Genomic DNA, 20,444 nt, shown 5'->3' with positions numbered 1-20,444 from the left:
CGCACCATGACCGACCCGACCCCTCCGAAGCGGAAGCGGAGAACGGCCGACTACAGCATCATGACGCAAGACGGGGAGACGATTCTCGACAAGAACCGCAAGGAGTCCAAGCGGAAGCGGATCAAGTTGGAGGAGGACCACGCGGCGAAGCTCCGGGAGGAGGCCGCGGCCCTGTCCAAGCTCTGGGAGGACGAGATCAGCAAGCGTCCGCCGGCCACCCCCGGCACCCGGGGTGACCGGAAGTTCTACGCCCGCATGATCAAGATGGGGCAGGGGGACTGCATCGCCCTGAGCACCCCGGGGGGTCGACTGATCCTCGTGGACTGCGGCTCCACCTCGAAGGAGATGGAGGAGACCAAGGAGAAGCTCTACACCAAGCGGGTGCGGGACTGCCTGGCGGACCCGAAGTTCCTCGGCCCGGTGCAGGCCACCAACGAACGCGGCGAGCCCCTGAAGACCCCGAAGGCCCAACTCGTCGACATCCTGGTCTTCACCCACTCCGACGAGGACCACTACAACCAGCTCGCCACGGTGCTCGCCAACAAGCCGAACAGGGTCGAGGTGGGTCGGGTCTACCACAGCGGGGACTTCGCCGGCTACGGTGCCGCCAACCGCTGGGTGCAGTCCCACGCCAGGAACAAGGACCTGGTCCGCAAGGTGGTCCACAACGCGGTCGACCCCACCAAGGCCCTCAAGGACGGCGAGGTGGCCGGGGAGATCACCCTCGGGGGCATCGCCGTACCGGCGGCCGTGACCGCCACCGACATCGACTGCCTCGACGCCCAGGGGGGCATCCGGATCGTCGCCGAGACGGACCCGGCCTGCACGGTGACCATCCTGACCGCCGGGGTCGCCTACGACTACAAGAAGGACAAGGACGCGGCCCAGGGCAAGAACCGGGGCAGCGTGGTGCTCCTGGTGGAGGTCTTCGGCAAGAAGCTGCTGCTCTGCGGGGACGCCACCCGCAGCACCGAGCACTTTCTGATGACCCGGGGGAAGTACGCCGCCCAGAACCGGATCCGGCTGGCGGGTGTCGACATCGTCCACGTCGCCCACCACGGCAGCAACAACACCTCCTCCTCCGCGGAGTTCGTGAAACTGCTGGACCCCAAGGAGAAGGCCCTGATCAGCGCCGGGAAGGAGGGGGTGTCCAGCCACCACCTGCCCTCCAAGACGGTGGTCGAGCGGTATGTCAAACGGTTCGTCGACAGCGGCCGGGAGAAGAAGCCGCCCCACTCCGGCTGGGCCTGGGACTCCGAGAACTACGAGCCCGCCAAGTCTGTCCAGTTCCCCTTCAAGGCCCCGGTCTACATCACCGGTTCCCACGGTGACCTCGACATCACCTGGGAGCGGGCATGACCCCCGAGGCGCTGGAGACCCTGCTGGCCGGGGTGCCCACCGGCCGGCTCGACCTGCCGGTCGCCGCCCTGGACCCATCGACCGCCGCCTACCTGGGTCGGTTCCTGCCCACCGGCCGGCTGCTGCTGACCGGCTGCACCCGCTCCCCCGCCCCCGGCCCGGTCACCGTCGTCGGCACCGGCTCCGGGGCCCCCTTCGACCGAGCCGAGGTGACCCTCCGGTTCACCCTGACCGGCGACACCGTCAGCCGGGTGGAGGTGACCGTCCGTCCGGGCACCGACTGGTCCCTGGCCGAGGCCTTCCCGCCCCTGCGCGGGACCCTGCTGGACACCCTCCGGTTCGGCGGGACCGTCCTGCGACTGGACACCGACCTGATCGCGGAGAGCGGGGAGCCCCCTGTCCCGACCGCCACTCCGATGACCTTCGAGGGGAACCTGCTGATCCGGCCCGGGATGGAGCTGGTCGGGCTGCTCTTCCCCGGGGAGAGCCACCCCCTCTCCGGGGAGATCACCATGAACTCCCTCGCCCCGCCCGAGCTCACCCCGGCCACCCCCCTGGTGCCGAGCGTGGCCCTGTACGGACCGGCGGAGGCCAGCCTCGACCTGGGCCTGTTCACCCTCACCAACCTGCGGTACGGGCTGTTCGGTCTGCCCGACCTGAACTACAACACCCTCGACCACCAGGTCCGGGGGGCCCTGGTCATCGCGGCGGGCATCCCGGTGTCGGCGGGGAGCCTGACCGCGCTCACCGAGGACCACGAGATCACCATCGACGCCCGGCTCGCCTCCTGGAGCGAGGAGCTGGTCCTCACCGCCGACTTCCGCAAGCTGGGCCCGTTGACCCTGACCGACATCGCCGGCCTGGTCGGGCTGGCGACCCTGCCGGTGCCCTTCGGCATCGACCCGGGGGCCGGGATCACCCTGGGCGCGGTGACCCTCGCGGTGGACCCCACCGCCGCCAATCCGGTCGAGTACCTGACCATGACCCTGTACACCGAGGCGGAGTGGGAGGTGATCCCCGGGCTGCTCACCCTCCAGCAGATCGACCTGACCGTCCGGGTGACCGCCCCCGGCCCTGCCGCCCAGGTGTCGGTCCTGGTCAGCGGCCTGTTCGGGATCGGTGCGGACGGCACCCTGGAGCTGGTCGCCGACTCGGACACCCGGCGGATCGGCGGGGGGCTGCGCACCGACGACCCGCCCCTGCGCATCCGGGAGATCTACCGGCACTTCACCGGCGTCGAGCCCGACCACGTCCCGGACCTGACGGTCACCCGGTTCCAGGCCGGGGCGGTGGTGCCCTCGGCCACCGTGCCCGCCGCCTTCGACGGGGAGATCGTCCTCGACGGCGCCTGGCAGATCACCGAGCAGGTCACCGTCACCCAGGTCGGCTTCGACCTGCTGCACGACTCCACCGGCACCACCTTCCACGCCCGGGCGGGGCTGGTGCTGGGCGGGGTCGGGGTGGTGCTCCGGGCCGCCTACGACCCGGCCCCCGACCGGCACTGGGAGTTCGCCGGGGAGACCGCCCCCGGGCAGCAGATCCCCGTCGGGCACCTCTTCGCCGACCTGGCCGACCGGTTCGGGGGGCTCGCCCTGCCGGCCCCGTTGGCCGAGTCCACCGTGGACAACCTGGCCGCCGAGGTCTCCACCGGGGCCGGGCGGCTCTTCCTCACCGGGCGGGCCCGGTTCCCGGTCGACGGCACCGAGGTGGCCCTCACCCTGGCCGTGGACACCGCCCGACGCTCCGTTGCCGGGACCCTGGACCTGGTCGTACCGGTGCAGGGAGGAACCTTCCACCCCGCCCTGGAGCTGCACTTCGCCCAGGACCCGACCGCCCGCCGCTTCGCCGCCTCCTACCGGCACCTGCCCGAGGACCCGGTACCCGAGCTGAAGGCCCTGGTGGGGGCGATCTCCCCCAGCGCCGCCGCGTACGTGCCAGAGGGGATCCGGCTGGACCTGCGCCAGGCCCTGTTCGCCCTCACCGGCAACGGCACCCGCACCGGCTACCTCTTCGGGGTGGAGGTCGCCGCCACCCTGGACCTGGGCCGGCTCCCGGTGGTCGGGGACCACCTGCGGGGCACCACGATGGGGGTGGACCCCCTGCGGCTGCTCGCCGCCACCACCGCCCTGCCGGCGGCCGAGGCCACCGCCCTGGCCGCCCTGCTCCCGGCCGGCACCACCCTGCCCACCGGGGGCCTGGCCGCCGGGTTCACCGTGGACGCCACCCTGCTGCTCGGGCCCTTCACCCAGGCCCTGGCGGTACCGGTCGGCGGCCCGCCGGGGGTGACCCCGGCGCCGGCCAGCGGCGGCCCCGCGCCGGTCCGGACCGGCGACGACGCCACCTGGCTCACCGTCCAACGTTCCTTCGGGCCCCTGCACATCTCCCGGGTCGGCCTGGCCTTCCGGCAGTCCCCCGGCCGGGAGTCCCGGGTCGCCCTGCTGCTGGACGCCTCGGTGACCGTGGCCGGGCTGACCCTCTCCCTGAGCGGCCTGGCCATCGGGGTCTCCACCACCGACCCCCTCTCGATGCCCACCTTCGACCTGGCCGGGATCGGGCTGGCCTACGACACCGTCCCGCTACGCATCGACGGGGCGCTGCGCAAGGACACCATCGAGTACGAGGGGGCCAGCTACACCGCGTACAGCGGGGGGCTGAGCGTCCGGACCCCGTCCTTCTCCATCGGCGCCCTCGGCGCCTACGTCCAGCTCCCCGCCGGGCCCTCCCTGTTCGCCTACGCCTACCTCAACGGCCTGCACGCCGGTCCGCCCGCCCTGTCGCTACGGGGGCTGGCGGGCGGGTTCGGGTACAACCGGCGGTTCGTGGCCCCCGCCATCGACCAGGTGGCGACCTTCCCCCTGGTGGCCGACGCGGTCACCGGGCCGCCCCCGGGCACCACCCTCGCCGACGAGCTGCGGATCCTCGCCGACTACCTGCCGCCCTCGGTCGGGGACTATTTCCTCGCCGTGGGACTGCGGGTCAACTCCTTCGAGATGGTGGACGCCTTCCTTCTGGTCGCCGCCGCCTTCGGGCACCGGTTCGAGCTGGACGTGCTGGGGCTGGCCACGGTGGTGCTGCCCGCACCGGACGCGGGGGCGGGGCCGGTCAAACCGGTCGCCCAGATCCAGCTCGCCATCAAGGCCACCCTGGTCCCCGAGGACGGGTACCTGGCGGTGGAGGCCCAGCTCACCCGGGCCTCGTACCTGCTCTCCCCGGACTGCCACCTGACCGGAGGGTTCGCCTTCGCCACCTGGTTCACCGGGGAGCACACCGGGGACTTCGCCCTCACCGCCGGGGGCTACCACCCCCAGTTCCCGGTGCCCGCCCACTACCCGACGGTGCCCCGGCTCGGCTTCGCCTGGCAGATCACGAAGCAGTTCAGCATCGCCGGGGCCGGGTACTTCGCGCTGACCCCCACCGCGCTGATGGCCGGGGGCCGGCTCACCGCCCTGTGGCAGGACGACTCCCTGCGGGCGGGGTTCGACGCCTCGATGGACTTCCTCATCTCCTGGCAGCCGTACCACTACGAGGCGTCCCTGCACGTCAGCATCGGGGTGTCGTACACCTTCAGCCTCTTCGGCACCCACACCCTCAACGTGCAGGTCGGCGCGGACGTCCAGTTGTGGGGCCCGGACTTCGGCGGTACCGCCGCCATCGACCTGGACATCGTCACGGTGCGCATCTCCTTCGGCTCGAACGGCGGGGCGAAGCCGGAACCGGTGAGCTGGGACCGGTTCCGGGACACCCTGCTGCCGCCCCGGGACCGGATCCTCGGCCTGTCCGTACGGGCCGAGACCCACCGCACCGCCCCCGGGGCCGCCCCCGAGGAGCTGGGGGTCGCCGACCCGGCCACCCTGGTCGTGTCGACCACCAGCGCCATCCCGGCCAGCGGGGCGGTCCGGGGCACCCCGGAGCGGGAGGTGGCCCTGCCCACCGGCGGGGGCCGGACCGCGTTCGGGATCGGCCCGGTCGACCTGGCCCCCGGCGCCGTCACCGCCGTCCACCGGATCGTGGTCACCCACGAGGGGATGCCGGTCGAGGACCGGTTCGACTACACCCCGGTTTGCCGGGGGCTGCCCTTCGCCCTGTGGGGTGGCCGGCTCACCCCCCAGGTCACCGACCCGGCCCTGGTGGAGGACCTGGTCACCGGGTACGAGCTGCGCCCCCGCCCGCCCGCCCCGGCCCGGGCGGTCTGGGTGGACCGGTCCGCCCTCCAGGCCGACACCCCCCTGTACACCCGGGAGGTGATCACGCTGGCCCCTCCGCCCCGGCGGTCGGTCGTACCGGACGGGCCGGCGGCGCGGGCGACCACGATCCGGACGGCGATGGCCGACCCGGGGGTCGCCGCCACCCGCAGCGCGGTCGCCGCCGCCCTGCTCCCCTCGGCGGTCGTCGACCCCGCCGGCTTCGACACCACCCAGTTCCACGCGATCCCCCAGGTGGCAGCCCATGTCTGAGTCCCAGGTGACCTTCCGCCACGAGCACCGCCCGGTGCTGGCCGCCGGCGACTACCAGGTCACCCTCTCCCAGCGGGTCAGTCTGGAACCGGTGGACTTCACCACGACCCGCCGGTTCACCGTCGCCGGGGACCGGTTCGGCCTGGCCCCCTCCCTCGTCCGGTCGGTCTTCCCGCCCGAGGGGAGCGTCGGGGACCACGCCACCGTGCTGCCGCACATCGTGCTGGAGCGCGCCACCCTGCCCTGGGAACGCAGCCCGGGGGGAGCCGGGCCGCAGACCCCGCCCTGGCTGGCCCTGCTGCTCTTCACCGAGCAGGAGGCGCCTCCCGTCGCGACGGTGCCCCTGGGACAGGTGGCGGCGGGGCCCTGGCTGCCCCCGGCCGCCGTCGCCGCCGAGTCCCACGAGTCGGCGCAGGATCCGGTCACCGTCATCGACGTCCCGGCCGCTCTCCTCGCCGACCTGCTGCCCGGCTACGCCGACCTGCCCCTGCTGGCCCACGTCCGGGCCGAGGGGGACGACCCGGCCGACGCGGCGGTGGTGGTCGGCACCCGGCTGCCGCCGGCCGGGATGACCAGCGTGGTGCACCTGGTCTCCCTGGAGCACCGGTTCACCCCGGCCACCGACGGGTCCTGGGTGCTCGACCGGGGACCCGCCCCGGTCGGGGACACCGTCCGGCTGGTCAGCCTGACGAGCTGGCAGTTCGCCTCGGTGAGCGCCGACCACACCTTCGCCACCCTGGTCCGGGACCTCGCCGAGGAAGGGGCCACCCTCCGGCTTCCCCCTAGCGGGCAGCCCGCCGCCGACCGGTACCTCGATCAGGGGTTCGTGCCGGCCCGGCACCGGCTCCGGCAGGGCGGGAGCAGCATCGGCTGGTACCGGGGGCCCCTGGTGCCCGGCCCGACGGATGCGGGGCCGGTGGCCCCGGTACGGACCGGGGACGCCCTGCTGCGGTTCGACGCGGAGCTGGGCATGTTCGACCTGGGGTACGCCGCCGCCTGGCAGCTCGGCCGGCTGCTGGCCCTGGGCAGTGGGGACACCGCCACCGGCCTGTACGGGTGGCGTCGCCGCCGGGACCAGCAGGCCACCCGGGTCCAGCGCGCCGCCCGCAGCAGGTCCAGCCGGTCGCACTCGCGCTCGGTCAGCGGCAACCTCGACGCCGGGTACCCCCTGGCGGTGGCCCCGATCGACGACTCCCTCCCGGCGGGGTTGCGGGACTGGCTGACCGGGCTGACCCGGTTCGAGGGGGTGCCCTTCGGCTACCTGGTGCCGGACGAGGGACTGCTGCCGGCCGAGTCGATCCGGTTCCTCGGGGTGGACCAGGGCTGGGTCCGGCACCTGGTCGACGGGGCGGCCAGCGTGGGTCGGCTGGGCCCCGCCGACGAGGCTCGGGACGCCGCCTCCCCCCTGCCGGTGGAGTTCCCCACCCTCACCGGGGCCCTGATCCGGTCCCAGGTGGTGTCGGGCTACCCGGGGCTGCTCGTCGACGGGTACGCCGACCGGGCCGGCACCGGGCATCTGACCCCCTGGGTGACCCGCCGGCTGAGCCCGGAGGTGCTGCTCTGCCTCTTCGAGGGAGAGTTGGCCCGGCTGGACCTGCACCAGCCCCCGGAGGCCCAGCACCTGGCGGTGGAGCTGGGTTCCCCCGGCAGCTTCGGTAAGACCCTGCGGGCCCCGGGGGGCTCGGAGCGGGTTCCCGACCCGGTCGGGCCCCTGCCCCTGGGGCCCCGGGGGACGGTCTCCCCGACCGGGTTGGCCGCCGCGATCGCCGGGTCCCTGGGGGTGCCGGCGGCCGAGGTGGACTCGGGGGACCTGGCCCTCCAGCTCACCGAGACCGCCGAACGGGTCACCTTCCTGCGACCCTGACCGACGACCGGGGGCCTCGCTGCGGGGGTAGGGCGGTGTCCCCGCAGCGGGGTGGTGGTCCTACGGCAGTGCCGGTCAGGGGCGCCGGGTTCCGGGCCGATCCCCCGCCCACGTACCGCGGGGCCCGGCCGGGGCGACGAACACGACAGTCAGGTGCGAAGGTGCTCCATCAGGGCGTCGTAGCTGTCGCCGACGGAGCCCGTCGACCGGCCGTAACCGCATGAGCCATCTGGTCGAGCAGGTTCCGCCAGGGGCCGTCGGGGAACCGTTCACGCACGGAGATGCGATTGCCGGCCAGTCTCAGCCGGACAGCAGGGTCTGCCCGCCGGCCGGCCGCGAGGTAGTCCGCGAATTCGGCAGCACTCGCGGCGGGCGCCCGCGGATCCACCCGGATTTGCACGAAGTCGCTTCCGTAGACCTCGTCGCGGGCGTCGTACGTGGTGGACGCGCACGGCACGTCCACCAGGGCGGCCAGGGCCGGGCCGAGACCGACGCTCTCCACGTCGGGACGGTTCGGGGTGAAGAACACCCCGCCCTGACTGTCGGCACACACCCGCAGCAGGTCCGCCTCGTCCAGCAGCCACCGCCCGTCCTGGCCGCGCCCGCTCGTCAGCGGAACACCGTCGAGGAACCGGACGTCGTCGCCGACCCCTTCCGCCGCAACTGCGGCCATCACCTCCTCGGTGTACTCGGGGTCCTCGCCCAGGCTGCCGAAGACCAACAGGTACGGGACGGGTTCGTCGCGTCCGACGCAGACGTCCCGCACGGCGGCCAGCAGCCGTACCGCGACCTCCACCCCCTTGACCCGGAACATCCGCACCGGGCACAGCACCACCGGACGGCCGTCGGCCAGTCCGTGCTGGGCCAGAAACTCGCGATGCCGAGTGCTCGTCTCGGCCGGCACCATGGGTAGTACGTTCGGCACCAGTTCCGGACGCAGGCCGGTCGGATAACCAGCGCCCTCCTCGACCAGGGCCGGCGACACGACAGCCCACCGGTGCAGGCGCGGGTCGTTCGGTACCGGAGTGAACTCGTTCGGCACCCGCGGATAGACCCGGGAAGAGCCCTCGTGAACGGCGTAACTGGCGAAGAGGTCATGGTCCCAGAACAGGACTCCGCCCGGCCGTCCCGTCCCCCACCTGCGCTCGGCGGCCCGGTGGAGGGCCAGGGTGACCGGTACCGCGTCGGACAGGGTCATGTTGACCGCGCATACCCAGTCCACGTCGTGCCGCTCCCACCAGTCCAGGAAGTGCCGCTCGTAAGGGCCGGCGAGGACGTCGATCCGGTCCCGCAGCCGTGCGCGCTCGGCGGTCGAGAGCTGCTCAGGGGCAGCCACCGCGACGCGGATGGCGGTCAGTTCCTCGGCCACCCCGGCGCCGTCGCCGAGCGGGGTGGCGTCCGTGACGTCCAGCCAGGGCGGGCTGGCCGTGGAGGCTGCGCCACGTGGATAGAACGCCGGCTTGTCCGGCCGCCAGGAGTAGCCGAGGTCGGCCGGGATCGGCGTGGACAAGAGTCCGGCCGCGCCGGCCAGGTCGACCACGTTACGGAAGACCGTCAACAAGCCGCTGACCGGCAACCCGTCGCCACACACCAGGGCCATCCTCATCGCGGCCCTCCCGACGCCAGGTACTGGTTGTTGAAGGCCGGGTTGCCGAGACGGAGGTGGTGGCGTTCGCTGATGTGCTCGACGAAGAGCCGGGCGCTGCCGCACCAGGCCGGGGCGACACAGAGGTGACTGAGCCGGACATGTCGGCGTGCCAGTGCGTATAGGGCATTCACCGGAGTCTCGGTACCCCACTTCACCGACAAGTACGCAGTGCGCGCGATCCATTGTGGCCTGCGAAGCCTGCCCATCCCACCAACACGCCCCTCCGGAACGTCACCGACACGTGGCGGACGCCTTCGGCGTCGACGGAAGAGTGTCGGTGGTCAGACTTAGAGTTCAGGCATGAGCGCCTGGCCCCCGGCCGGTCCCACCCCGGTCGCCTCGCGGCCGACCAGCGGCCGGATCGATCTGCCTGACGATCTGGTGCCGTTGCTGACCGGATCGCCGCACCTCAACGTGTTCGGGCCGACCAGACCATGGGTGCCGCCCAAGGGGTGGCTCGAGGACACCCGCGCACGACTGATGGCCATCGCCTCGCGCGAAGGACTCACCGACCTCCCCGCCCGGGCCGCACGACTCAAACCCGGCACGTCGATGGCGGTCGAGGAGGTGAAGTGGCTGGCGCAGGGCACGCTCGGCGCGTCCACGAGTGCGTCGGGCTCGCTGTGGCGGCTCGGTGACCTCCTGGTTGCCGAGCACCTGCAGGCGCCACTCACTCCGACGACGGACCCGGAGGCGACCTGGCAGACCCAGGTCGTTCCGTCCCCGCCCGGACGCCTCTTCGCGGACTCCGACAGCCCGGAGCGCCGGGACCGCATCATCCGCTACTACCGCGACTGCCTCGAGGTTCTCGTCGAGGCGCCACCGTTCGCGGAGCGCGGGCACGCACTGGCCGCGCTGTACGCCCGGATAGCGGAGGATCCCGCGCTGCTTGAACAGCACCGGACGGGGTCGAGGCAGCACCTCGCCGGCCAGTGGCGATCAGCCCTACTCGGTGACGCGGAGCGCGCCGCCCTGCCCGACTACGCCGGGCCGGCCGACTACCTTTCCTGGACCCTGACCGGCCTCCACGCCACCCACCAGCGGTTGGTGGACACCGTGGGCGCCGAGGCCGGCAGCTTCGACGAGCTGGTCGCCGCCATGCTGCTGAAGCTCGGCAAGCCGGTGCCCGCGGTCATCGCCACGACCGGGCTGGGCCAGGACGGTTACCACGCCATCCTCCGCGCGTTCCAGATGCTCAAGCCCAGCTTCGACTACGAGGCCTGGTACAAGGGCGTATTCGCGTGGCTGGACCGCGCGATCATCGCGGGCGAGGCGGAGACCGCGCGCATCTGGGTGGGACTGGAGTGGAGCTGCGCCACCGCGCTGAACGGCTGGCCGGACCCGCACAAGGACGTGACGAGCGGGCTCTTCTTCTCCCTGAGATTCCTGCGTGGCCTGCGAACGCTCGGCCAGCCACGGCCCGCCGTCATCAACCCGCTCGTGTCCGCCCTCGCCGATGCTCCGCGACCAGCGCGGCCCGCCCCCGCCCTACCCCGGCCGGCCCGGCCCGGCGGTGCCCCGAGCGATCACGCGGAGCAGGTTGCCGTACGCCTCCTCGATGACATGGTCGGGTTGTCCCCCGTCAAGCAACGCGTCGTCCGGCTGAGCGCCGAGGCCAGGGTCGAGGCGTTACGCCGCGAGTCCGGGCTGCCGCCAGCCCGCAACCGGCGGCACATGGTGTTCGCGGGAAACCCGGGCACCGGCAAGACCACCATCGCCACGATCATCGGCCAGATCTATGCCACGTACGGCGTACTGGCCTCCGGCCACCTGGTCGAGGTGGCCCGGGCGGAGCTGCTCAACGGCGCCAAGGTGACCGCTGCCGTACTCAACGCACTCGGTGGCATCTTGATGATCAACGTCGGCCGGCCGGTGCAGGAGAGCTCTGCCTCGCGCGAGGCTGTCGCCACGCTGACCAGGTTGATCGAGGAGCACCGCGAGGATCTGGTGGTCATCATCGCCGGTCATCCCAAGGATGTCGCGGAATTCCTGTCCAGCGAGGCCGGCCTGGCGGCGCGGTTCCCGAACACCTTCAACTTCGTCGACTTCACGAACGACGAGTTGGTGCGGCTCTTCGAGCTGGAGGCCAACGCGTCAGGGTTCACGCCCGCCGACGGCGTGCTCGACCGGGTCCGGAACCTGGTCACGCGCATGCCACGCGCCGCCGGCTTCGACAATGCCTGGGTGATCCGCAACCTCGTCGACGAGTCGGCGTCGCACCAGGCGCTGCGGATCAGCCAGTCGGCCACACCCACGGTCGAGCAGCTGGCCGAGCTGTTGGTGGAGGACATCACGGCACCGGCGTCCATCGTGCTCGCCCCCGCCCGCAAAGGCGACCCGATGGCGGAACTGGACGCGCTCATCGGGCTACCCGACGTCAAGGCGCAGGTGCGACTGCTGGTCGCGGAGGCTCGGGCGGAGAGCCTGCGGACCCGGGCCGGGCTCGTGGTGGGCGGAGGATCCCGGCACATGGTGTTCGTCGGCAACCCGGGCACCGCGAAGACCACGGTGGCTCGGATGATCGCCCGGATCTACGCCGACCTCGGGCTGCTTGGCTCCGGTCATCTGGTCGAGGTCACCAGGGCAGACCTGATCGGCCAGTACATCGGGCAGACCGGTCCGCGCGTCCAGGCGGCGTTCGAGCGGGCACTCGGCGGCGTGCTCTTCATCGACGAGGCGTACTCGTTGTCGATGTCCGACTCGCCGAGGGACTACGGTCACGAGGCGATCGCCACGCTGCTCAAGCTGATGGAGGACCATCGCGACGACCTGGTGGTGATCGCGGCCGGCTACGACCGTGAGATGCGGCGGTTCCTCGACGCGAACAGCGGTCTGGCCTCCCGTTTTCCGAAGATCCTCGAATTTCCCGACTACGACCTCGACGAACTGGTGCAGATCTTCACCGTCCTCGCCGACGACGCCGGCTACCAACTCGCTGACAACGTACGGGACCGGGTGCGCACGACACTGGTCCGCCTCTCCCGAGGGCCGTCGTTCGGCAACGGCCGTACGGTGCGCAACCTGCTGGAGGCGACCATCGCCAAACAGGCAGCACGGATCATCGAGCTGACCGACGCGCCAGCGGAGGTCGTTCGAAAGCTGCTGGCGGAGGATCTGCCGACCGAGTTCGGCGACCAGGACAAGCCGCCCGCGATCGGCCAGTATCTGTGATCGCCAGGACTCCGGTGCGACTGCGCGGACCGCAGGACATGGGCGTGACTGATCATTGAGCGGTGACGAACCCCGCCGCGCTGCCGGCCACCTCTGGCGCGTTCTCGTTGGCCGTCCCGCCGCTGTTCGCCGCGCTGGCCCAGGCGCGGAGCATCCTCATCGCCGGAGCAGGCGGAGGATTCGACGTGTACGCCGGCCTGCCCTTGGCGTTCGCCCTGTGGCGCGGCGGCGCACAGGTGCACCTGGCCAGTCTGTCCTTCTCCGAACTCGAGTTGATCGACCGGGACGCGTGGGCGGCGGAGCACGTCGCGGTGGTACAGCCGGACACCACCAGCCCGGACTGGTACTTTCCCGAACGGACGCTCGCGCGGTGGCTGGCAGCTCAGGAACTGCCGTCGACCGTGTACGCCTTCCCGCCGCTCGGTGTCCAGCCATTACGGGCGGCGTACCGGCACCTGGTCGAACACCTCGACATCGACGCGGTGGTGCTGGTCGACGGCGGCACCGATGTCCTGCTGCGCGGCGACGAGAGCAATCTCGGCACCCCGGTGGAGGACATCACCAGCCTGGCCGCCGTGGCCGCCCTGGACGTACCGGTCAAGCTGGTGACCAGCCTCGGCTTCGGCATCGACGCCTACGACGGCGTCAACCACGCCCAGGTGCTGGAGAACCTCGCCGCACTTGACCGCGACGGCGGCTACCTCGGCGCCCTGTCCATCCCCGGTTCCAGCCGGGAGGCCGCGCTGTACCGCGATGCCGTCGCCCACGCCCAGGCCGCCACCCCGGGACCGGCCGAGCATCGTCCAGGGACAGATCGCCGCCGCCACCAGCGGCGCGTTCGGAGACATCCGGTTCACCCAACGCACCGGCAGCGGCGACCTGTTCGTCAACCCGCTGATGGCGATCTACTTCACCGTCGACCTCGACAAACTCGCCGCCCGATGCCTGTACCTCGACCGCATCGAGAACACCATCGGCAGACGACAGGTCATCACGCGCATCCAAACGTTCCGCGACGAACTCCGCAACGCCCGCATCCCCCGCGCGTTTCCCCACTGAACACCGGACGACGGCACGAGTACGCACCCGACCAAGCTGTCCCTGACCGACACCACACCCAGTCGGCGGCACCGCGTGCTCGACCGTCGGCCGCCGTGTCGGGCGGGGCCCGTCACCATCCGTCGGGAGTGCCGCCCGACCCGCGGGAAGAGCCCGAGCCGGTGTCCGGGTAGTCGCCGAACCGCTCGTTGTGCAGGTGGGCGAAGTAGTAGCACATCCCGTCGTACTCCGCGTCCATCACCGCCGTCGCGGCATCACCAAGGACCGCTCGCGCCGCCGTTCCGCGGACGGCGGCCGGGCCCCTGGCGCGCGCTCGGCGGCATGAGAGTGCGCGGTGCCGGGCTCCCGGCTCGTTGTAGCGAAGCATTGGGGTGCCGGGCAGCACCCCGCGAGGGAGCGAGGACTCAGCGAGCGGGGATCCGGATCGGACGACGGCCGGCTCCCCGTCGACGGGACGAGGGACATCATGAAGTTCCCGGCGCCGCATCGCCGACCCGGCGTGTGGCACAGGGCGCTGGTGCTGGCCACGGACTGACCGCCGCACCACGCGATGGGCCGCCCAGCCCCCCCTGTCGGGGTGGGGACGGGCGGCCCTGTCGCGCTGGCCGGTCCGGCATCGGCATGACCTCCGGCCTGGACCCTGTCCGGCAGGGGTTCCACGCTGGTCCAGGGATGCCGCCCTCGCGGAACGCCGGGCCGCTCGCCGGAAGCACCCCCGTCACTGGGGTGCCGTCCGGCATCAGCGGGTGTAGAGGATCTTGGTGCCTCCCGCGTTGACGGCGGAGACGGAGTTGACCCCGGACAGGTTGGGCACCTGCAGGTTCCGCCAGCCCGCGTTGCTCGCCGCCTCGTGCACGCGGCCGTTGTTGACCGTGTAGACGATTCTCGTGCCGTCCGCCATCGAGATGGCGGAGAGACCGCTCCCGTAGATGGGGCTGCCGTTGTACCCCACGGCATACGGCGTCCAGTTGCCGCTTCCGGCCTCCCACACCGCGCCGGCGCGGATCGTGTACAGCACCGTGCCGCCGTTGTAGGGGATGGCCGACAGCGCCGACACACCACTCAACGTGGGCACTCGGAGGTTTCGCCAGTCGGCGTTGCTACCGGCCTCGTACACGTAGCCGTCCCGCATCGTGTAGACGATCCGCGTGCCGTCGGCCCGCAGCACCGCGCTGACCGCATCCGCGTAGATCGGGCTTCCGTTGTATCCCACCGCGTACGGCCGCCAGTCGACGCTGGACGACTCCCACACCGCGCCCGCGCGGATCGTGTAGAGAACGGTCCCGCCGTTGAAGGCAATCGCCGACACGGCTGAGACGTTGTCGAGGTTCGGCACCCGCAGGTTTCGCCACCCGGCGTTGCTCGCCGCCTCGTACACGTACCCGTCACGCACCGAGTAGATGATCTTCGTACCGTCCGCGCGCAGGACCGCGCTCACCTTCGACGCCACGATCGAGGCCACCGGAAGCGGCTGCCAGCCGGAGTTGTCCGCTGTCTCGTACACCTGCGTGTTCGACGCGGGCGGGGTCGTGCCCGCGTACTGGTTGTAGTAGTTCGTCGCGTAGCTGATCCGCGTTGACTCGTGACAGGTTCCGCAGCGCTCGTAGAGGTCCTGGAACGCGACGGTCGCGTCGGCAATCGTGCTCGACGCCCGCAACTGCGCCAGCCCGTAGCCCGAGATGTTCGTCAGCTCCCACCAGATGAAGCCGAGCTGCGCGTCCAGGCTCCACACGTTCTGGCCGGTCACCGCCGCGTACCAGGTCGCGTTGGCGCTTGCGGTCGTGTCCCAGCGGCCGCCGGTGCTCCACTGCGCGATCCCGCGGCCAGGACCGCCGGGCTCCTGCGCCAGCGGGTTGATGTTGGACTCCTGCGCTAGGTTGCCCAGAACGCCTGCGGTCTGTTCCGCGGTGAGTCCCTTGCCCACGAAGAAGTCCCACGCCCTCCTGGAGTTGTCGGCGGCGCGTGCCTCACCGGGGAAGCCGATCCCGGATACGACGATGAGCCCTGCTACGGCCAGCAGACCAACGCGCCGCAGCAGCGTGTTCGGCAAACGATTCATGGTGTGTCCCACTCGTCTCGGTGTCACCGGGTGTAGAGGATCTCCGTGCCGCTGGCGTAGATGGCGGAGACGGCACCGACTCCGCCCAGGTTGGGCACCCGCAGGTTCCGCCATCCCGCGTTGCTTGCCGCCTCGAACACCGCGCCGTCGCGCACCGTGTAGACGATCCGCGTGCCGTCGGGCCGGTGGAGCGCGCTGACCGCATTCGCGTAGATGGGACTTCCGTTGTACCCCACGGCGTACGGCCGCCAGTCGACGCTGGAGGTCTCCCACAGGGCGCCCGCCCGGATCGTGTAGAGCGTCGTGATTCCGTTGCGGGAGATGGCCGACACGACTGCCACGCTGTCCAGGTTGGGCACCCGCAGGTTCCGCCATCCCGCGTTGCTTGCCGCCTCGAACACCGCGCCGTCGCGCACGGTATAGACGATCCGCGTGCCGTCGGACCGCAGCACCGCGCTGACCGCGTCCGCGTAGATCGGACTTCCGTTGTACCCAACGCAGAACGGAACCCAGTCGCCGCTCGCACATTCCCACAACGCGCCCGACCGGATCGTGTAGAGCACGACCCCGCTGCCGACCGCGATCGCCGAAATCGCCGACACGCCGGCCAGGTTGGGCACGCGCAGGTTGCGCCAACCCGCGTTACTCGCCGCCTCGTACACGTACCCGTCACGCACCGAGTAGATGATCTTCGTGCCGTCCGCGCGCAGGACCGCGCTCACCTTCGACGCCACGATCGAGGCCACCGGAAGCGGCTGCCAGCCGGAGTTGTGCGCCGTCTCGAACACCTGCGTGTCCCCCGCGGGCGCGTCACCGCCAAGGAACGCCAACGGGTTGATGCGCGTGCCGGAGGGGTCGTTCATGTGCCAGTGCAGGTGCGGGCCGGTGGAGGAGCCCGAGCCCGGCGCGCCCGGGTAGCCGCCGGACAACCCCACGATGTCGCCCATCGCGACCCGGGTGCCGTTCGCCACGACGAACCCGGACAGGTGCAGGTACTGGGTTTTGTAGCCGTTGTCGTGGTGGATGACCGCCGTGTAGCCGCCGGTGCCGTTGTCGGGGTCGTTGTAGACCACACCGCCGCCCGCCGCGGGCAGCCGGGTGCCGACGGGCATGCCGTAGTCGATCCCGCCGAGGGAGCCGCGGGCCAGGTGCCCCTCCCACGTCTCGGTGATCGGGTAGCCCGTGAAGGGGTTGTAGAACCCGGGCACGGCCGCGGCCGCCGCCCCCGTGCCCACGGTCACGCCTGTGACGGCGACCGCGCCCGCTGTCGCCGTCACACGCAAGAAAGTCCGCCTGTCGATCCCGTCCATGCCCACCACCTGGGTCTCATTGCGTTCACGGAATATCCGGGACCGAGCCTAGGAAGCGACAGTCGGCGACACATCAGTCAATCGACCGATGGCGATCGATGCAACGACGGGTGCGCCATCCGGGACCTGCCTGGTCCGCGACACCCCCTGCGGGGCCCGCTTCGATACAGGGCGGAGTCAACTGGTCGTCGCAACACCTTGTCGGAGAGGTGGAGCGATGGGCAGTGGGGGCCGGGACAGAAGCGGGGCTCGGCAGTATCGGGGTCACCCATGCCGGGGAACCCCTCTTCGCCCCCGGCAGTGACGGCGTAGCCACCGGGGTGCAGAACGTCAGGACTGGTAGGCGGGCGTCCAGCCACGGTCCTCGGGCCGCTGTCGCACCGCCGGGCGCGAACTGCGGTTCTCGTGCAGCGCGAGCAGGACCACCGAGGTCAGTACCAGCACCAGGCCGGTCCACTGGCTCGTGTCGAGTTGCCCGTCGAGCAGGGTGAGTCCGACCACGGCTGCTGTCAGCGGGAAGGCCAGTTCGGCCAGGGCCGCGCTCGACGCGGGCGTGTGCCGGAGGGCGTGGTAGTACAGCGACAGGGCGAGCAGGCCCGGTACGGCCGCGAGCAACACCAGCCGCGGGACCAGCTCCAGCGGAACCGTGACCGGCGTGCGGGTCGCCGCGGCGAAGGTGGCGAGGGTGACCAGTCCGACGGTGAACCGAAGCGTCGTGACATGCAGGAAGGACAGTTCGGCGCTGACCATCCGGCCGAGGACGGTGCCGGCTGCCCAGAGCGCCGCGGCCCCGGTGGCCAGCCCGGCCGCAGCGAGGCTGCGGGGGTGCATCCCCAGCGGGTCGGGGAACGCCAACAGCCAGGCGCCGACGACCGCAGGCACCGCGAAGAGGGGGAACCGCCGGTTCACCCGTTCCCCGAGCAGCGCGGCGGCCAGGACGATCGCCAGCGCTGGTTGCAGCTTCTGCAACACCTGCGGGGTGATCGGGTCGCCCAGCCGGAACGCGGCGGTGAACAGCGTCGTGGCCAGCGCCGAGGAGCCGGCTCCGATCACCAGCACGGCCAGCTTCGTCCGCACGGAGCAGCGGGCGAGGGTTCGTACGGCCGGGATCAGCCAGGGCGACACCAGGAGCACGAGGACGACGTGTTCGGCCAGGACCACGCTCAGCGCCGGAAGCTGCTGGGAGAGCGGTTCCCGCAGCAGGCCGGCGAAGCCCCAGAGGCTGGCCGCGACGGCGACCAGCCAGGTGCGGTCGCCGGCGGCGCGGCTGGCGATCGGGATCATCGTGTCCTTTCCGGGGCGGTGGGGCACCGCCCTGTGGGCCGTTGTCGCTTTGATCAGTGTCGGGCGGCGGACGGGGTCGGCCGGTCGGCGGACGGTGACCCGACCCACGAGCGGGTCGCCCCGCCGAGGCGGTCGGTCCCGAGCGAGAGCAGGTGGGCGACGGTGTCCACGTCCCGCCGCAGCCCGGGAGCGGTAACCGGGAGATCGTGATAGCCGTCGGCGAGGAACCGGCGGCGGGAGTCGGGGCCGAGGAAGGGCCGGAACTCGCCGGGATCGGTGAGTGTCACCATGGTGGTCCCGGTGCCGTCGGCGTCCGAGACGATGGACCGTGGATGGGATCCGGCCGCCGTCAGCGCCGCGTCGAAGTCCGGGGGCTGTGCGCCGGCGAGATCGGCCATGGCGACGGCCAACCGCGCGTCGGGGAGCGCCTCCCGGGCGACGATGAGCGCGGCGAGGACCTCCCGGTTCAGGTCTGGCCCGCAGGTGGTGCCGGCAACGACGGCGCCGGCGGCCAACGCCGCGCCGACCACCTCCGGGTCGGTCGCGGCGACGACGACGGCACGCACCCGACGGGCCCGCGTCAGCCTGCCGACGACGTCGAGCAGCATCGCCCGGGCCAGTGCGCTCCGTTCGGAGACGTCGAGACCGACGCATCTGGTCTTGGCCGCCGCGAAGGGCTTTGCCGGTACGACCACCACCCACGAGCCGTCCCTCATGCGTCGGGTTCCATCCTGGTCAGCCGGCCGTACAGCTCGGGTCGCCGGTCGCGGAGGAAGGGGCGTCGACGGCGGGAGAAGTCGACGAGGCTCAGGTCCACCTCGGCCACCGCCACGTCGTCGCGGTCGTCGGCGGTCTGGGCGAGCACGTCACCGTTGGGGCCGTACACCGCGCTGAGTCCGAAGTAGTCCTTCACGCCCTCGGTGCCGACCCGGTTGGCGCAGATCACGAAGAGCCCGTTGAACACGGCGTGAGCGCGCAGCTCCAGCTGGAACACCTCACGCATCGGGGCGCTCGCCGAGGCGACCGGGACGCAGAGCACCGACCCGCCGCGTAAGGCGACGATGCGGCTCAGCTCGGGGAAGTGCCGCTCGTAGCAGATGATGGTGCCGACTCCGGTCTCACCGGTCTGGACCACTTCCGGCTCGGCGCCGCCCGGTTGGAAGTAGAACTTCTCGGGGAAGCCGTTGGAGAACGGCAGGTGCGACTTGCGGTACACCGACCTGAGTTCGCCGTCGACGTAGGTGCAGGCGGTGTTGTGGTACACCCCCGGCACCTGCCCCGCCTCGAAGATCGACGAGACGATGGTCATCCGGTGCCGCTTCGACCGCTCGGCCGCCATCCGGTTGGACGGGCCGTCGAGTTCCTCGGCGTACTGGAAGTAGTCGAGGTCTGGCTCCGGCTGGACGAACGGCACCGCGAACAGCTCTGGCAGGAGCAGGATCCGAGCGCCCTGGGCGGCCGCGTCGTCGATCAGGTCGGCGGCCCGGCCGATCGTCTCGGCACGGTCGTCGGTGGCACGAAGTTGCAGAGCGGCGAGTCTCACGCGGGGACCTTTCCGACAGCCGGGGCCAGGCCGGTCAGAGCCAGCCCGGAACGGGTCTTGTACCGCTTGTTCACGCTGATCAGTACTGCGGTCAGCGGTTCCAGTTGCCGGGCCAGGCGCAGCCGGCCGACGTCGAGGGCGCGGCCGCCCGTCACGTCGGCCGCGAGGGCCATCACCCGTTCCTTGGCGGCGATGTCGTCACCGCAGACCAGGACGTCCTCGTGGCTCAGGTCCGCCTCCGGGTTGAGCAGGAGGGGGGCGGCCAGGTGGTGGAACGCCCCGACCACGGTGGCCGAGGGGACGATTTCGGCGGCCTCCTCGGCAGCGCTTCCGGCCGGGACGATGCGACCGTACGGCCCGAAGCGGTCGAAGCCCAGCGGGTTGACGCAGCTGATGACGGTCTTGCCGGCCATCGCACGCGCCAGGCTGGTCACCAGTTGGGCGTGTCCGTCGTACGGCACGGCGAGCAGCACGATGCCGGCGCTCTCCGCAGCCGCCAGGTTCGCCGCACCGGTGATCCGGGCAACGCCGGCCTGCCGGGTCAGCTCCTCGGCGGCGGCCGTGGCCCGCCCGGCGTCACGTGATCCGAGGACGACCTCGTGTCCGGCGAGCGCCAGGCGGTAGCCCAGCCCCCGGCCTTGTGGGCCGGTGCCACCGACCACGGCGATGCGGGTGGGAAGGTTTTCTGTCATC

General features: G+C 71.6%; 13 protein-coding genes. 5 read left to right on the top strand and 8 right to left on the bottom strand.

The genetic code is table 11. The features are described 5' to 3' along the window. Positions 1–6: 6 nt before the first annotated feature. Genes GA0070618_RS22365 through GA0070618_RS22355 form a run of 3 tightly spaced genes read left to right on the top strand, consistent with a single transcriptional unit; the run spans position 7 to position 7,677 of the window. On the top strand, positions 7–1,359 hold the full coding sequence (locus GA0070618_RS22365; protein WP_088983373.1) for a ComEC/Rec2 family competence protein: 1,353 nt from the start codon (positions 7–9) through the stop codon (positions 1,357–1,359). Continuing rightward, positions 1,356–5,813: a DUF6603 domain-containing protein gene (locus GA0070618_RS35230; protein WP_088983372.1), complete on the top strand. Its 4,458-nt coding sequence runs from the start codon at positions 1,356–1,358 to the stop codon at positions 5,811–5,813. Before GA0070618_RS22365 ends, GA0070618_RS35230 begins: the two co-directional genes overlap by 4 nt. Continuing rightward, the gene (locus GA0070618_RS22355; RefSeq protein ID WP_157748982.1) at positions 5,806–7,677 is read left to right on the top strand and encodes a hypothetical protein; all 1,872 of its coding nucleotides are present in this window, start codon (positions 5,806–5,808) and stop codon (positions 7,675–7,677) included. Before GA0070618_RS35230 ends, GA0070618_RS22355 begins: the two co-directional genes overlap by 8 nt. A 169-nt stretch (positions 7,678–7,846) precedes the next feature. On the opposite strand, the gene GA0070618_RS22350 is transcribed toward GA0070618_RS22355, so the two are convergent. Next, complete coding sequence (locus GA0070618_RS22350) at positions 7,847–9,283, bottom strand: glycosyltransferase family protein (RefSeq protein ID WP_143740411.1); 1,437 nt, start codon at positions 9,281–9,283, stop codon at positions 7,847–7,849. Continuing rightward, a complete protein-coding gene (locus GA0070618_RS22345) occupies positions 9,280–9,456 on the bottom strand; it encodes a hypothetical protein (RefSeq protein WP_157748981.1) in 177 nt (58 codons plus the stop codon). Before GA0070618_RS22345 ends, GA0070618_RS22350 begins: the two co-directional genes overlap by 4 nt. A 169-nt stretch (positions 9,457–9,625) precedes the next feature. Between GA0070618_RS22345 and GA0070618_RS22340 the strand changes: the two genes are divergently transcribed. Then, entirely contained in the window at positions 9,626–12,496 is a 2,871-nt protein-coding gene (locus tag GA0070618_RS22340) for an AAA family ATPase (protein ID WP_088983368.1), read from the top strand. A 185-nt stretch (positions 12,497–12,681) separates the two neighbouring features. Further along, a complete protein-coding gene (locus GA0070618_RS22335) occupies positions 12,682–13,728 on the top strand; it encodes a DUF1152 domain-containing protein (protein ID WP_231931405.1) in 1,047 nt (348 codons plus the stop codon). Between the two features lie 566 nt (positions 13,729–14,294). Here the strand turns inward: GA0070618_RS22335 and GA0070618_RS22330 are convergent. The 6 genes from GA0070618_RS22330 to npdG form a co-directional block, all read right to left on the bottom strand. Then, complete coding sequence (locus tag GA0070618_RS22330; protein ID WP_157748980.1) at positions 14,295–15,614, bottom strand: phage tail tip lysozyme; 1,320 nt, start codon at positions 15,612–15,614, stop codon at positions 14,295–14,297. A gap of 23 nt (positions 15,615–15,637) precedes the next feature. Beyond that, positions 15,638–16,855, bottom strand: coding sequence for a M23 family metallopeptidase (locus GA0070618_RS22325; protein ID WP_197701592.1), 1,218 nt, complete (start codon positions 16,853–16,855; stop codon positions 15,638–15,640). A 399-nt stretch (positions 16,856–17,254) separates the two neighbouring features. Beyond that, positions 17,255–18,208 carry a DMT family transporter gene (locus GA0070618_RS22320; protein ID WP_088985737.1) on the bottom strand — a complete coding sequence of 318 codons (954 nt, stop codon included), beginning with the start codon at positions 18,206–18,208 and terminating at the stop codon, positions 17,255–17,257. A gap of 53 nt (positions 18,209–18,261) precedes the next feature. Next, on the bottom strand, positions 18,262–18,924 hold the full coding sequence (gene cofC / locus GA0070618_RS22315) for a 2-phospho-L-lactate guanylyltransferase (RefSeq protein WP_088983366.1): 663 nt from the start codon (positions 18,922–18,924) through the stop codon (positions 18,262–18,264). Beyond that, positions 18,921–19,751: a carbon-nitrogen hydrolase family protein gene (locus GA0070618_RS22310; protein WP_088983365.1), complete on the bottom strand. Its 831-nt coding sequence runs from the start codon at positions 19,749–19,751 to the stop codon at positions 18,921–18,923. Before GA0070618_RS22310 ends, cofC begins: the two co-directional genes overlap by 4 nt. Next, positions 19,748–20,443: an NADPH-dependent F420 reductase gene (npdG, locus tag GA0070618_RS22305; RefSeq protein WP_088983364.1), complete on the bottom strand. Its 696-nt coding sequence runs from the start codon at positions 20,441–20,443 to the stop codon at positions 19,748–19,750. Before npdG ends, GA0070618_RS22310 begins: the two co-directional genes overlap by 4 nt. Position 20,444 lies beyond the last annotated feature (1 nt).

Source organism: Micromonospora echinospora (genome assembly GCF_900091495.1).
Lineage (GTDB): Bacteria > Actinomycetota > Actinomycetes > Mycobacteriales > Micromonosporaceae > Micromonospora > Micromonospora echinospora.
Note: the sequence above shows the minus strand (reverse complement) of the source record. Positions and strands in the feature narration are given on the sequence as shown.